We start from the raw sequence: 14,353 nt of genomic DNA, 5'->3' as shown, positions 1-14,353 counted from the left end.
TCGCGGCGGAGTCCAGTTCGACCAGAAGGCTGAGGTAGACCCGGGATGCCGGCAATCACGCTCGTTGGCGCACAGTGGGGGGACGAGGGCAAGGGCAAGGCCACGGACCTCGTCGGCAATCGAGTGGACTATGTTGTCCGCTACCAGGGGGGAAACAACGCCGGACACACGGTCGTCATCGGCGACCAGTCCTACGCCCTGCACCTACTCCCGTCCGGGATCCTGTCCCCGGATGTGGTCCCGGTGATCGCCAACGGTGTTGTGGTCGACCCCGCCATCCTCTTCGAGGAGATTCGCGGGCTGCAAGAGCGAGGCGTGAGCTGCGAACGGCTACTGATCTCGGCGAACGCGCACCTGATCATGCCCTACCACCGGTCCCTGGACAAGGTGAGTGAACGGTTCCTCGGAAAGTCCCGGATCGGCACCACCGGTCGCGGAATCGGACCGACCTACGCGGACAAGATCGCGCGGATGGGGATCCGGGTCCAGGACATGTTCGACCCGAAGATCCTCCGGCAGAAGGTCGAACTCGCCCTGCACGACAAGAACCAACTCCTGACCAAGATCTTCAACCGGCGCGGTCTGGACCTGGAACAGATCCTGGACGAGTACCTGGAGTACGGTGAGCAGCTTCGGCCCTACGTGGCCGACACCGGTCTGGTCCTCAACCGGGCGCTCGACGAGGGAAAAACGGTCTACCTGGAGGGGTCGCAGGGGACCCTCCTCGACATCGACCACGGCACCTATCCCTTCGTCACATCGTCTTCGCCCACGGCCGGCGGTGCCTGCTCCGGGGCCGGCATCGGCCCGACCCGCATGACGAAGGTCGTCGGCATTCTGAAGGCGTATACAACGCGTGTGGGCTCGGGGCCGTTCCCCACCGAGCTGTTCGACGAGGCGGGAGACTGGCTGCGCCAGGCCGGACACGAGTACGGGGTGACAACGGGACGTAACCGTCGCTGCGGCTGGTTCGATGCCGTGATCGCGCGTTACGCCACCCGCGTGAACGGCATCACGGACTTCTTCCTCACCAAGCTCGACGTACTCACCGGGCTGGAACAGGTCCCGATCTGTGTTGGCTACGACGTTGCCGGCACCCACCACGACGAAATCCCACTCACGCAGACCGAGTTCCACCATGTGACCCCGGTCTACGAGTACCTTCCCGGCTGGGATTCCGACATCAGCAATGTGCGCTCCTTCAACGAACTGCCAGCGGCCGCCCAGACCTACGTCCGTAGGATCGAGGAGTTGGCCGGCGCTCCCGTGTCGGCGATCGGCGTGGGGCCCGGCCGCGACCAGACCCTGGAACTCCGCTCGCTGGTCTAGCGGAGGCTTCCTCTCTGGAGAGGTTTTCCTCCATCACGACCGTTCGGCTACCGATCTCGTCCACAACGGCATAGGCTCGGATCTGTGAAAGCCCTCGTACTCGGCGGCGGAGGCCGCGAACACGCCCTGGTTCGGGCGCTGTCCCAGGACGCGGACGTCACCAGCCTGCACTGTGCACCCGGGAACCCCGGAACCAGCCAGCTGGCAGAGAATCACGTGGTCAACGTGACCGATCCGGTGGCGGTTCGGGAGCTGGCTCGGCGAATCCGCACGGACCTCGTGGTGATCGGCCCCGAGGCGCCGCTGGTTGCCGGAGTCGCCGACGAGTTGCGTCGTGCCGGCATTCCCTGTTTCGGCCCCGACCAGGAAGCGGCGCGCCTGGAAGGCTCGAAGGGTTTCGCTAAGGACGTGATGCGTGCCGCGGGCGTGCCCACCGCGCGGTTCCGCACCTGCGACTCCACAGCGCAGGTGCGGGAAGCTCTCACGGAGTTCGGCCCTCCCTACGTCGTGAAGGACGATGGGCTCGCCTCAGGCAAGGGCGTCCTGGTCACAGAGGATGCCACCGCCGCCGAGCAGCACGCGCACCGTCACGATCGCGTCGTCGTCGAAGAGTACCTGGATGGTCCCGAAGTGTCGTTGTTCGCGCTGAGCGACGGCACGAACGTGGTCCCGCTGCTTCTGGCACAGGACTTCAAACGCGCCTACGACAACGACGAGGGCCCGAACACGGGCGGCATGGGCGCCTACGCACCCGTGCCCTGGACGAGTCCGGACCTGGTGTCCGATGTCATGGAGTCGATCGTCACCCCAACGGTGCGGGAAATGTCGCGACGCGGCACGCCCTACCAGGGGCTGCTGTACGTCGGCCTGGCACTGACGTCCCTGGGGCCACGCGTAGTCGAGTTCAACGCCAGGTTCGGCGACCCGGAGGCCCAGGTGGTCCTGGATCGCATCGCGAGCCCCCTCGGCCGCCTCCTCCAGGCAGCCGCCACCGGCGGGCTGAGCAGCACAACAGCGATCGACTGGCACCCCGGTGCCGCCGTGACCGTGGTCCTCGCCGCCGAGGGCTATCCCGAGGCTCCCGTCAAAGGTGACCTCATCAGCGGGATCGACGCGGCGAACGAGGTTCCCGGGGCCTATGTTCTCCACGCCGGAACCGCCTGGAGCGGCCGATCGGACCTCGCGGTGGCCGGGGGACGGGTGCTCAACGTGGTGGGCTCTGGGACGGACCTCGGGGCCGCACGCGAGAGCGCCTACACCGCCCTGGAAAAGATCCGGTTCCGGGGCTCGTTCCACCGAACCGATATTGCTGCACATGTAGCCTGAAACACCGGACGGGATGGGTCGGTGTGACTACCGCACCGCTGGCCTGAGCCAGTCGTGGACCGGCCCGGACGAGCCATTTGCGGACCTACGTCACTGTGTCACTGAACACGAGTGGCATTAGAGGCGTCGACCAGGGCATAAAGTATGTGCCGTGGGTGTCCGCGGGGAGCGGCAGCGCGCACTCCTCCCAACCCTCAACGCCAGTTCCGTGAATACTCATGGTCGTACGACATGGCTCTATCTATCGCGTTCTGTGCGCCCCCAGTCCCTGTACCGGTTCTGGGGAGGGCGTTCAGTATTGCCACTCAACGAGACCGTGTCGCTACCCGACCCTGCATGCAACCTCGGGACGTGGGACCCGCGTCCAAGTACCACAGGCGGCCCGAACAGGGCGAGCATCACCTGCCGCACGAAGGAGAAGCGCCGATATGAGCATGGGCCACGACGTTCGTTACCGCGTCCGCGGAGGTAATCCCCTCAACGGCACGGCGTTTGTCCAGGGCGCGAAGAATGCCGTACTTCCGATGATCGGGGCGGCACTGCTCGCGGCGCGCGGACGAACCGTGCTCCGTAACGTACCCATCATCCAGGACGTGCGCCGTGCCCTTGAGCTCGCCGAACATCTCGGCGCCAAAGTCGAGTTCCATGAGGCGGAACGCACTGTTGTCATTGACGCTTCGCGGGTGAACGATCCGGAGCGGGCCGTACTGCCCGCCGACATCGCGGCGCGCTTCCGTGGCTCCGTCCTGTTCGTTCCGGCGCTCATGCACCGCATGGGGCAGGCGCGGATTGAGGGTGTGGGTGGCTGCAATCTCGGCAGCCGCAACCTCGACTTCCACTACCGCGGATTCGCCCGGCTCGGCGCGAAAGTCACGGAGGACCCCGAGCGTAACCACATCAACGTGTGCGCCTCGCAGCTCGCCGGCGGTCACCTCTACCTCGACACTCCCTCGCACACCGGCACCGAGAACCTGATCATGGCTGCCGTTCTCGCTCCGGGTACCACGGTGATCGAACACGCGGCCCTGGAGCCGGAGGTTCTCGACGTCATCAACTTCCTTACCCGGATGGGGGCGCGGATCCGGGGTGGAGGCACCGGTTTCATCACCGTGGACGGCGTCGAGGAGCTCACCGCGGTGGAGCACACCATCATGCCGGACCGTATCGACGCTGGGGTCTTCGCCATGATGACCGCGGCCACCGGGGGAGACGTGAGCCTGGTCGGTGCGCAGCTGGAGCATCTCGGTGTGGCGCGCTGGAAGCTGGAGCAGATGGGGGTGGAGTTCACCCAGCACGGTGCCGTGCTGCACGTCCACCGCGACCCGGAGACACCGCTGCGGCCGATCAACGCCGTCACCTCGCCCTACCCCGGGTTCGCCACTGACCTCCAGTCTCCGCTCATGGCGCTGTCCACCCTGGCCGAGGGCGAGAGCTACATTCACGAAGCCATCTACGACGGGCGGTTCGCGCTCGCGGAGGAGCTGAACAAACTGGGTGGGAAGATCGAGGTAGACGGCACCCGGGCCATCGTGCACGGGCCGACCGAACTTCGGGGAACCGAGGTGGCCGCGCACGATCTTCGCACCGGCGTCTCGCTCGTTCTCGCAGGTCTAGTCGCTGAAGGTGAAACAGTTGTGGCTCCGGGCTACTTCGTGGATCGCGGTCACTCTCAGTTGGCCTCTAGACTGGCGGCGCTGGGCGCTGACCTAACGCGCGAGGAGCTCGCGTAGCTGGCACTGCCCGGTCGCGGTCCGGGGTGGGACGTGTGCCACTCACCCCGGATTTGACGTTCTGTAGCGAACGATCTCCACGGCGCCCAATCTATGGGTACGATCTCGGCAATCGTTTCGAGTCGAATGGGATCGCACACCAGTGGGCACACAGAGTCAAGAGCGTGGAATTGTAGCGGGGAGCAACCCGACGTGAGTCCGCAGCGTACCGGGGATCTGACGATCGGTGTGATCGGGCCACACGAGGTGGTGGAACGCATCATGTTGATGGGGCCGGGGTCAACCGGCCCACTCAATGCCCGACTCATCGCCGCCGCCTACCGCGACGAGCAGGAAGCGACCGACAAGGTCGTACGCCTGGGGTCGTCTATTGACGCCTATCTCTTCGCGAGTCCGGTTCCTTACGAATTCGCCCGCAAGGCCGGGGTGTTGACGATGCCCGCGACCTATGTCCCGCTGGGCGGCGCCAGCCTGCATGAGGCCCTACTGCGCGGGACCCTGGACGGGCGATACGACCCCACCCGGGCAAGCCTGGACGTTCTCAGTCGCACCGATGTCGTCGAGGCGTACTCCGAGGTGGATCTACCGGTCGACGAGATCCACGTGCACGAGGAGCTGGGGTCCACGACGGCACTCACCTCGTTCCACGAGGGGCTCTGGCGACGCAACGTGACCTCGACGGCGGTCACCTGCGTGCGGGGCGTCGCAGAGCGTCTGGAGGCGATCGGGGTGCCGACCCTGCGGTTGCGGCCCACCAGTGCCGGGGTCCGCAGCGCACTGCAAACCGCTGGCCTTCTCGGTGCCCACCACCGGCTCGAGGAGGCCCAGCTGGGCGTGGTGATCGTGGACGTGCCGACCCTGCGGGACGCGGCACGGCGGGCTACACCGCGCTACTGGCGGGACGAGCTACGGTTGGCTCTCCAGCGGATGCTCCTGCAAGAGGCCCATCGGATCAACGCGACGGCCCATCCCATCGACGATCACACGTTCATGGTGACGGCGACCCGCGGCTCGCTGGCCTCCGCCACCGAGGGATTCCGTCAGCCCCCGTTCATCGAGCGGATCCGATCCGAGCTGGGAGTGGCTATCGAGGTCGGGATCGGGATGGGGCGAACCACCCAGGATGCGGAAGCGCACGCCCGCTCGGCCCTCAACCGTGCCCAGGCCACTCGGCAGAGCTTCGCGGTGGACCGGGAGGGGCGGTCGCTGGTTCCGGCGCAGCGCGCACCCGCCCGGCAGGGGAGTGACCAGCTGCGGACCAAGGGGCGGGAGACGCTGCTGCGCCTGGCCGAGAAGATCTCCGAGGAGGACGCCCCGCTCGTGGTAGACGCGGAAGCGGCCGGACGCATGCTGGGGGTCACTCCCCGTACCGCCCGTCGCCTGCTGCGTACGCTGGTGGAGGAGGGGCTCGCCTGGCCCCTGCCCCCGAACCGCACACTGCAACCGGGACGCCCCCGGCAGTTGTACCGCCTGATCGTCGAGAAGTTGGACAAGGCGGGTAGCTGACCGGTCGCGCAGGCATGCGCGCCGACTCAGCAGCGCTGTGGGAATGCCTTGGCCGCGGCCAGGAAGGCGTCGTTGGCCTCGGGATCTCCGATGCTCACCCGTGCACCTTCACCGGGGAAGGGGCGTATCGCGACCCCGGTGGCGGCGCAGGCCTCAGCGAAGTCCGTGGTGGCTTTGCCCAGGCGCAGCCACACGAAGTTGGCCCGTGTTGTGGGTACGGTCCAGCCGTCCGCACGGAGCGCGTTGTACACGCGGTCCCGTTCCGCCACCGTCTGTGCGACGCGGTCTCGGAGTTCGTCCTCGGCGTTGAGGGAAGCGACCGCGGCAGCCTGCGCCAGCCGGTTCACGGCGAAGGGAATCATGGTTTTGCGGATGGCCGCCGCAATATGGGGCGGCCCCACGAGGAAGCCCACACGCAGGCCGGCGAGACCGTAGGCCTTGGAGAAGGTCCGCAGCACCGCGATGTTGTCGCGTCGGCGGTAGAGGTTCAGTCCGTCCACAACGTCGGGGTCGTCGACGTACTCGCGGTAGGCCTCGTCCAGCACCACGAGGACGTGCTCGGGGACGCGGTCCAGGAACTCGATCAGCTCCGTGCCCCCCACGGCGGTACCGGTCGGGTTGTTGGGGTTGCAGACGAGAACGAGGCGGGTCTGGTCGGTGATCGCGCCCAGCATCGCCTCCAGATCGTGGGTTTCCTCCCGCAACGGAACCTGTACCGCGGTCACGCCAGCGAGCTGGGCCAGCAGCGGGTAGGCCTCGAAGGAACGCCACGCGTAGACCACCTCTGCGCCGGGCTCTCCGACCGCCTCCAGCAGCTGTTGGGTCACGCCTACCGAGCCCGCGCCGAGCGCGAGATGCTCCTCCGGGACACCGAACCGGGCGGCCAGCACGGAGGTTAGCTCGGTCGCGGCGTTGTCGGGATACCTGTTCACCTCCAGGGCAGCCTCGGCGATCGCGGACCTGACGGAGGGAAGCGGGGCGTCCGGGGACTCGTTGGAGGAGAGCTTATAGGAACGGCCCTCCGGGCTCACGATCGTCCGTCCGGGACGATACACCGGGATTCCGTCGAGAATCTCCCTGAAGTATGGCGAATTCGGCTCCGACACCATTGTCCTTCCTTGATACTCGCAGTGAAGGTCCGATCACGATCCCTGACGGATGTAGCGGACCCAGTCGCAATATCGCACAGACTCAGGAGGAATCACCATGTTCAGCGGGACGCACGTGGCCGTGGTGGTGGCCGGAGCGGCGCTACTCGCGGGGGCGACCGGATGTGGCGAGTCCGGGGGAGCCGACGGTGGTGGCTCCTACACCACGGACGAGCTCCATGACGCGCTCCTCCCCGAGTTCGAGGACGCCTCCCGTGTGGCGGACCAGGACGAAACCGGCCGCTACGCCGAGCTGAGTGCCGTACAGCAGGTGGACGAGCTACGCCAGGACACGGAGCTCGACAAGCCGGAGTGTCTGGACGCCACCGAGCAGTGGACCCAGCTGGACGAGGTTCGCAACGCCCCCAGTGCTCTCGCGTCCTACGGCAGGGAGGGAGAGGCGATCACACACGCCCTGGTGGACGTGGACAGTGCGACCGCGGACGAGGTGATCGCGATTCGCCCTCCGGAGGAGTGCTCCTCCTACGAGGCCACCGACCCGGACGGGGCGACGACCACCTACGAACTCGACGAGATCGATGTTGCGGAGCTGGAGGACTCCTTCGCGCTGGAGGTTCATGCCGAGAGCGACGAGCACTCGGTTCGGATGTACAGCCTGGTCTACCGGGGTACGGATCATGTGGGAATGACGTCGGTTCTGGGGCCGGAGGCCAGCCCCGAGACGCTCGTGGACTTCGCCCGCGCCGCCCACGAACACGAGGAGCAGACCCTCGGGTGAGGCTCGGGGAGTGGTGTTCCGCGACTGGCCCGGGGGTGACCGGCGATGCTCCGGCCCGGCCACCCGCGGGGCCGCGGTGTCCGCGTCCGCGCGCGTGCACCCGGAGGATACGATCGGGCGTGGAACCACCATGCGTACGATCAGACATTCCGGGGTGCACGAGTTCGACGTGCGCAAGTCCCGTTTCATCTGTTGCCTGGAGCGGGTCGCCGACGAGGAGGCGGCGCGGTCCGTCATCGCCAGGCGACGCAGGCAGCATTGGAACGCCGCTCACAACTGCACCGCCTACGTCCTCGACGGAGGTCACGTCCAGCGGTCCAGTGATGACGGGGAGCCCTCGGGAACGGCCGGCGTACCCATGTTGGAGGTGCTGCGCCACCGCGGGATCACCGACACCGTCGCCGTGGTCACCCGCTACTTCGGCGGTGTGAAGTTGGGGGCCGGCGGGCTGGTCCGCGCCTACGGAAGCGCGGTGTCGGCGGCTCTCGACGTGGTGGGCACTGTGGAGCTGCGCTCGATGCTGATCGTGACGGTACTCGCTGGCTACGCGGAGGCAGGCGGCCTCGAGTCGGCGCTACACGGTTCCGGGTACCAGGTCCGCGCCACCCGCTACGGCAGTGATATCGAGGTGGATGTGGCGCTGGTGCCGGAGGCGCTCGACAGTTTCTCCTCCTGGCTGGCCGACCGCACCGGCGGCCGCGCCATCTACGAGGTTCGGGGCCAACAGATCATCGAATGTGACGGATGACCGTGCACCGACACGGAGCGGCCGACCCCACTAGGATGCTGCTACGACCGGGCCCAGCCCCGGGGCACGAAGGGAGTGGGACACCATGCACACGGGCAGAGGCACCCCTCCGGCCGCTGCCGTGGCCAGCGCGCTCCTGCTGTCCGCCACCGCGTGCGCCTCCACGTCGGACGAGCCCCCTCAGGAGTCACCTCCGCCGGAGCCCCCCGTTCTCTCCGGGGAGCAGCCGCCCGGTCTGGGCGATACCCCGGTCCGTCTCCTGGACGATCCCGACGCCGACTCTCCGGACATCCTCGAGGACGCCATGGGGGTGCGGATCCAGTCGCTGGGATCCGCGTTTCTCATCAGCTCCAACAGTGAGGAGCGGCATCTGCTCCAGAGCGCGGCCGATGGGCAGACCCTGTGGGAGGGGAGTGAGCGGGTCCAGCGATTCACCACGGACCGGACCGGTACCCCGGTGCTCGTGCTGGAGGAGGCCGACAACCCCGACCAGGTCACGGTGCGCACCGCCGACGGCGAGCAGGTGTGGACAACGGACGACCCACGGGAACGGTTCGTGACGGGCTGGGTGGTCCGCCAGCCCGAGGACTGGTCCCCGGACGAGCCCGCGGGCGAATACTCCGTGCTGGACCTAGACGGTTCCGAGGTGTGGAGTTACACCGTTCCGGAACTGGACGCCTCCGCGGCAGAGGCCACCACGGACGCGGAGGAAACCGACGAGGAGGAACCACGTCCACGTGGTCTTCCGTTGGGGGCCCGCAACGAACTCCTGTTCCGCGCCTCGGAGAGTGGAGTGCTGGAAGCTCGGGACCTGGCGGACGACGGTGCGGCCCGGTGGCAAGTGGGTATCGAGGACGTTGCGGACACCTCGGAGGGCGCCGATCCCGCCCTGCCCACACCGACGCCGCAGATCATCGGGATCTTCCCGGTTCCCACGGATGACCGGGGCGACGGCGACGAACGCCGCGCACCACGTGCTCCCGCCGATGCGACGGACAGCCCCGCGGTCGACGGGCAGCAGGAGGACGAGCCCGATGACGAGCAACTGCTGGTGCGCTGGAGCTATCCGGAACATCCCTCGGTGCTCGCCATGGTGGACCTCGATGACGGGCACCCCCTGTGGAGCCTGACGGAGCCGGGCGCCAATCCCGCCGAGGACCAGGCAACACCGAGACCGCCCTCCGGAACCGTGGCGAATCCGGAGTCGCACACAGTCGTGATTCCACAACACAGTGGTGATGTTCCGGTGATCGCCGTGGATCTCGGCTCGGGCGACATCCGTTGGGTGTTCGAGGACGAGGTGGAACGCACCATCGTGCCGACCTTCAGCGTGGGGCCGTACCTGTACGGGGACAGCCGGAGCACGGCGGACCACACGCAGGTGGTGCTGGATGCCGCGTCCAAGGAGCTTGTCGTGGACGAACCCGACGCCTACGTGGAAACGGTCACCTCGGACGGGCACGCGCTCGTCGTACAGGACCAGCAGCGCTACGTGTTTCCGGTCGAGGCTGGTGCCACCGGATCTGAACCTCCCGAGGCCGACGGTGAACGGCCCAACAGCCCCGAGGACGAGTAGGCCGGCTCAGCTGGGCTCATCCTTGATGGCCCGCCACGTCAAGGGGTAGCGCCAGGTCCCCGAACACAGCGCGACGATTCCGCCCAGAGCGGGAAACACCAGCCAGCCCACCAGCAGAACCAGATACACCACCAGGCCGATGCCCAGGGTCAGGATGGTGATGGGGATCAGCAGCAGGGAGAACACCAGCATCATGAGCTGGTAGTTGAGCGCTTCCATGGCGTGCCGCCGCAGGAAGGGGGAGCTGTTCCGCCCCACCAGCAACACGATCAACGGACCGAGCGCCGAGGTGAAGTAACCGGAGACGTGCCCGGCGGCCGCGAGCCAGCGTTCCGTACCGGTCGGCTCCGACGTCCGGTACGGGGCGGCTGCGCTCCCCCTCGGCGACATCCCCAGGTCGCTGTCCAGAGGTTCCAGGTCGGCTCGCACCTTGGCCCGCATCGCGAGCTCCACCCGATGCCCGAGCTCCTCCTCGTCCAGCTGGCCGTTGGCGTAGGCCTGGTTGAGCCGCTCAATCATCGCGTCCCGGTCCGCATGTGTCAGCCGCAGCTGACGTTCCGGAACTCCGGACTGGGGACGGTCAACACCCCACCGCGGCATATCCCGCACCGTCATCAGCACTCCTTCCAGCGCAGCCGAACCGGTCCCAAACCTCGCCCTGACCCCATGGTCGCCGTCCCAGGCCCGCCGGCGCCTCGGGGAAAACCCCCAATCTTCCCTGAACCAGGCCGACCGACCGCGATATATCGCCTGTGCCAGCCTAGTCGACACACATGCTTCGAGTCAGTGGGCGCCTGCCCCGCCGCTCCCGGTCCCGGATTCCGGCGCACGCGGCTGCTCGCGCGTCCCCGGGGTCGACATATCGCCGAGGCGACAAACCGGCACCATCACATGTCGTCCAGCCGCGAAAACCACCGTGACGGGTACCGGAACAGCGTGGCGGTGGTGTTCCACAGCGCCACAGTCGCGGATCTCACTGGAGCGTACGTCCGCCGTAACATTCAGGCACCGCGGCGGTGGAGCACCGCGGAGGAGTCCCCAACCCATCGCATATGCCCAACCGGAGACGGAAGAGAACGACCGCCCGAATGCTGGAGCCAAGGGGAGTCGCCCCCCGGACCTCTGGTATGCAAAACCAGCAGCCACACAACATCAACCATGGTCATTCAAGTATGCGCAGGTGAGAGGATCAGATGCGCGTGGTCTGAGGAGGTCTGGCAGGGGGTGACGGGGGATGCCGACTAGAAAAAATCTAGAAAGTCCCCAGGGCGGATCCCAACCCCACCCGGTGTGGCGGTGGGTTCTGCCCGTGGCCGTTTCTGGCCAGTGGGTGACGGTGTAGTGACGTTGGGGTAGGGGTGGGGTGGTTCGTGGCGCCGCGTGGAGAGGCCGAACCCCCGATGGTTGAGCCCGAGCAGAACCCCTTGGAGGAGTTCGCCCCGAATGCGGAGTGGGCGGCGGCGCTGCGGGCCGCGCCGCGGGAGTGGTTCGTGCCGGATGTGGCCTGGACAGTGGAGGACGGGCTGATCGACCGGCACGCCGATCCGCAGACGTGGCAGGCGGCGGTTGCGCGCGATGATGCGATCGTGACCCAGATCGACGACGGACACACCGCGTTGACCAGCGAGTCACCTTGGCGCACGCCGAGCTGGACGAGTTCGTGTTCGGCACCGAACATGGTGTTCGACTTCCTTCGTCTTCTGGATCCCTACTCGGGAGATCGCGTGCTGGAGGTTGGGACGGGAACCGGGTGGACGGCGGCGCTGCTGTCGGCCTACCTGGGTGCGCAGCAGGTGACCAGCATCGAGGTGGACGAGCAGGTCGCCGCGCAGGCCAAGAAACACCTCGATGGTGCCGGGTTCGCCCCGCGGCTCCTCGTTGGCGACGGCGCGATCGGAGACCCGGACGGGGCACCATTCGACCGGGTCCACGCGACGTGCAGCGTGCGCACCATCCCCTACGCTTGGGTCGAGCAGACCCGGCCCGGTGGCGTGATCGTGGCGCCGTGGATCCCACACCGGTCGGGGGGCTACAAACTGCGACTCACCGTGACTGGTGCTGCGGCGGTGGGGCGCCTGTATGGGGCTGCGGCGTTCATGCCGCTGCGTGGACACCGGATTGGGTTTCCCGCGGTTGGCCGTGACCGGGAAGAGCTTCTCTGCAAGGTGGACCCGCGCCGAATCGCCCGCGCAGGACCGGGCCTGGACCTGGCGCTTACCGCCTTGTTGCCGGGTGTCGTGGTCCAGGATGTGCGGGGCACTGGGGAGGCTGACCGCGTGAGCGCCTGGGATCCCGAGAGCGGCTCCTGGGCACTCGCCGTGCACGGCAATCCCCACGGGGGTTCGGTTGGCCCCCGTGATCTGTGGCGGGAGCTGGAACGCGCCTACCTCACCTGGGTTGGCTGGGGTGAGCCGCCCGCAGACCGCTTCGGACTCACCGTCGACGCCGTAGGCCAACACGTCTGGCTGGATTCCCCCGACAACCAGATCACGGAGGTGGCACGCTGATGGGCAAACATCGCCAGGACCCGGTGAACTGTCCAATGTGTGGCGGCGACAAGGTCATCCGGCAGAACCAGGACAACAAGGAGATCGAGATCCCCTGCCCTGGCTGCAACGGCACCGGCAAACAGCCCTAACCCCCGCGGCGAGCTCCCGGCTGTGGCGTCTGGCTGTCAGCCGTGCGGCGGGGTACAGTAGACGCGGGATGCTTTCAGGTGAAGCACGAAAGAAGCCCCCAGCGCGCAGCTGGGGGCTTCTTTCGTGTCGGCAGTGCTAGAGGCGACCATCCTTGATGTCGGCAAGGAGCGCGCGCCATTCGGTGGCCGGGAACTCCAGGTACCCATGGTCCCGATGCTGGGTATCGCGCACAGCCGTGCCTCCGGGGAGGTCAGCGATCTCGACGCAGTTCTGGGTGGTGCTGCCACTGAAACTCGACTTCCTCCAGTGCAGCGAGTGGGATGTCTCAGGCATTGTCATTCCTACGTGTGGGACGTGATCAGGTGTCGGATGTAGTCGCGCGACTCATCCACGGATAGCGCCATGGCCTGCACATAGTCATAGATGTGCTGGTAGCGCTGGATCTGGGGTGGCTTCTCTAGGTATAGCTCTTCGGTCATCGCCTCCAGGTACACGGCTGGTGGATCCGGCGGCGGGAAGTCCATGATCACGAACTGTCCAGTCATGGCGGTGTGTGGGCCGCAGCTGAAGGGCAGCACCTGTATTCCCACATTAGCCCGCGAGCCGACGTCCAGCAGGTGCTCCAGCTGATCAGCCAGCTCTGCCGTGACCCGCCGCAATGCCGCCTCGTCGATGATCGCCCAATAGGTCGGTGCGTCTCGCCGAGTGAGGATCTGCTGCCGCAGCATGCGTACCTCCACACGGCGCTGGAGGGTGTCATCTTCGACCAGGCCGCCGCTGCGGATCATCGCCCTGGCGTAGTCCTCTGTTTGGAGCAAGCCGGGGATCGCCGCTGACTCGTAGGTCCGAATGCGCAGCGCCTCGGCCTCCAGTCCGACGAACTGCCCGGACCCAAGCACGTCGTCGAAGCTGGCCCACCAACCCTGCTGGTTTGACTCCAGGGCCAATGCTGCGCACGCCTCGCGTTCGGCCGTGTCTGTCACGCCATAGATGTCCAGGAGGATGTGCACGTCGTCCGTGCGCAGGCGCTTCCACTCACCCTTTTCGAGCCGGATGACCTTGCTGTCGGACCACCCTCTTGGCTTGCCACTGCGGCGCTTGGCATCGGCTGCTACCTGCTTGGCGGTCAACCCAGACGCTTCACGCAGTTCGCGCATACGCCGTGACAGGCGCCGGCGACGGAGGGTCGGGCTGTTCACCACGTCACATGCACTCCTCTGCTGGGTGTACTGACGGTCAGATCCTATGGTCCTCGACGCAGACTTAGACATTTCGCGCACCATCCATCCCGTGACGTCGACGATGAATGAGATCATCGCATGATTTTCTAAATGACGATTGCAAATTATCTCGACGATGGCGCAGGATGGGCTCTACCTGAAAGCACCGCCGGTCTTCCCAGCCGGCTGTCCCCCTGAGGAGGGGTCATGCGTCTACTGATGTTCGTGATCGCCACGTTGGGTCTGTCGTGGCTGACCCGTCGTGGGTCCGTGCCGGGCGCGCTGCCGCCCGCGTCTCGTGTTCCGTCGGAGCCGCCTCGGTGGGGGGGAGGAGTCTGCCGGGGATGGTGTGCACAGCGCCGGGACGGCACCGGCGAAGGCAGCGGCCCGGC

The 14,353-nt window shown here is 66.9% G+C and carries 13 protein-coding genes; 9 read left to right on the top strand and 4 right to left on the bottom strand.

Going from position 1 to position 14,353, the window contains the following annotated elements; all coding sequences use genetic code 11:
• Window positions 1-45 precede the first annotated feature (45 nt).
• The 4 genes from RIF23_RS14415 (at window position 46) to RIF23_RS14400 (ending at window position 5,891) form a co-directional block, all read left to right on the top strand.
• A complete protein-coding gene (locus tag RIF23_RS14415) occupies window positions 46-1,329 on the top strand; it encodes an adenylosuccinate synthase (protein ID WP_310913045.1) in 1,284 nt (427 codons plus the stop codon).
• Between the two features lie 84 nt (window positions 1,330-1,413).
• Window positions 1,414-2,655: a phosphoribosylamine--glycine ligase gene (gene purD / locus RIF23_RS14410; protein WP_310913044.1), complete on the top strand. Its 1,242-nt coding sequence runs from the start codon at window positions 1,414-1,416 to the stop codon at window positions 2,653-2,655.
• 428 nt (window positions 2,656-3,083) lie between these two features.
• A complete protein-coding gene (murA, locus tag RIF23_RS14405) occupies window positions 3,084-4,385 on the top strand; it encodes a UDP-N-acetylglucosamine 1-carboxyvinyltransferase (protein WP_310913043.1) in 1,302 nt (433 codons plus the stop codon).
• A 261-nt stretch (window positions 4,386-4,646) separates the two neighbouring features.
• The gene (locus RIF23_RS14400; RefSeq protein WP_310913220.1) at window positions 4,647-5,891 is read left to right on the top strand and encodes a transcriptional regulator; all 1,245 of its coding nucleotides are present in this window, start codon (window positions 4,647-4,649) and stop codon (window positions 5,889-5,891) included.
• A 26-nt stretch (window positions 5,892-5,917) separates the two neighbouring features.
• On the opposite strand, the gene hisC is transcribed toward RIF23_RS14400, so the two are convergent.
• Window positions 5,918-7,000, bottom strand: coding sequence for a histidinol-phosphate transaminase (gene hisC / locus RIF23_RS14395; RefSeq protein ID WP_310913042.1), 1,083 nt, complete (start codon window positions 6,998-7,000; stop codon window positions 5,918-5,920).
• A 97-nt stretch (window positions 7,001-7,097) separates the two neighbouring features.
• Here hisC and RIF23_RS14390 point away from each other — a divergent pair, with 97 nt between their 5' ends.
• The 3 genes from RIF23_RS14390 to RIF23_RS14380 all read left to right on the top strand — a co-directional run bounded on the left by RIF23_RS14390 (window position 7,098) and on the right by RIF23_RS14380 (window position 10,102).
• Window positions 7,098-7,778 carry a hypothetical protein gene (locus RIF23_RS14390; protein WP_310913041.1) on the top strand — a complete coding sequence of 227 codons (681 nt, stop codon included), beginning with the start codon at window positions 7,098-7,100 and terminating at the stop codon, window positions 7,776-7,778.
• Between the two features lie 130 nt (window positions 7,779-7,908).
• A complete protein-coding gene (locus tag RIF23_RS14385) occupies window positions 7,909-8,526 on the top strand; it encodes a YigZ family protein (RefSeq protein WP_310913040.1) in 618 nt (205 codons plus the stop codon).
• An 85-nt stretch (window positions 8,527-8,611) separates the two neighbouring features.
• A complete protein-coding gene (locus tag RIF23_RS14380; protein ID WP_310913039.1) occupies window positions 8,612-10,102 on the top strand; it encodes a hypothetical protein in 1,491 nt (496 codons plus the stop codon).
• Between the two features lie 6 nt (window positions 10,103-10,108).
• Here the strand turns inward: RIF23_RS14380 and RIF23_RS14375 are convergent, their stop codons facing one another.
• Entirely contained in the window at window positions 10,109-10,717 is a 609-nt protein-coding gene (locus RIF23_RS14375) for a DUF1707 and DUF4870 domain-containing protein (RefSeq protein WP_310913038.1), read from the bottom strand.
• Between the two features lie 785 nt (window positions 10,718-11,502).
• Here RIF23_RS14375 and RIF23_RS14370 point away from each other — a divergent pair.
• Window positions 11,503-12,609 (top strand): methyltransferase domain-containing protein, encoded by a 1,107-nt coding sequence (locus RIF23_RS14370; RefSeq protein ID WP_310913037.1) that lies wholly within the window; start codon window positions 11,503-11,505, stop codon window positions 12,607-12,609.
• Window positions 12,609-12,740 carry a hypothetical protein gene (locus RIF23_RS14365; RefSeq protein ID WP_310913036.1) on the top strand — a complete coding sequence of 44 codons (132 nt, stop codon included), beginning with the start codon at window positions 12,609-12,611 and terminating at the stop codon, window positions 12,738-12,740. The genes RIF23_RS14370 and RIF23_RS14365 overlap by 1 nt, the downstream gene beginning before the upstream one ends.
• Before the next feature lie 136 nt (window positions 12,741-12,876).
• Here RIF23_RS14365 and RIF23_RS14360 read toward each other — a convergent pair whose 3' ends face one another.
• Both RIF23_RS14360 and RIF23_RS14355 read right to left on the bottom strand, forming a co-directional pair.
• On the bottom strand, window positions 12,877-13,074 hold the full coding sequence (locus RIF23_RS14360) for a DUF397 domain-containing protein (RefSeq protein ID WP_310913035.1): 198 nt from the start codon (window positions 13,072-13,074) through the stop codon (window positions 12,877-12,879).
• An 8-nt stretch (window positions 13,075-13,082) separates the two neighbouring features.
• A complete protein-coding gene (locus RIF23_RS14355) occupies window positions 13,083-13,943 on the bottom strand; it encodes a helix-turn-helix domain-containing protein (protein WP_310913034.1) in 861 nt (286 codons plus the stop codon).
• Window positions 13,944-14,353 lie beyond the last annotated feature (410 nt).

The organism is Lipingzhangella rawalii, assembly GCF_031628175.1.
Classification (GTDB): Bacteria; Actinomycetota; Actinomycetes; order Streptosporangiales; family Streptosporangiaceae; genus Lipingzhangella_A; species Lipingzhangella_A rawalii.
This window is presented reverse-complemented; position numbering and strand designations above follow the sequence as displayed.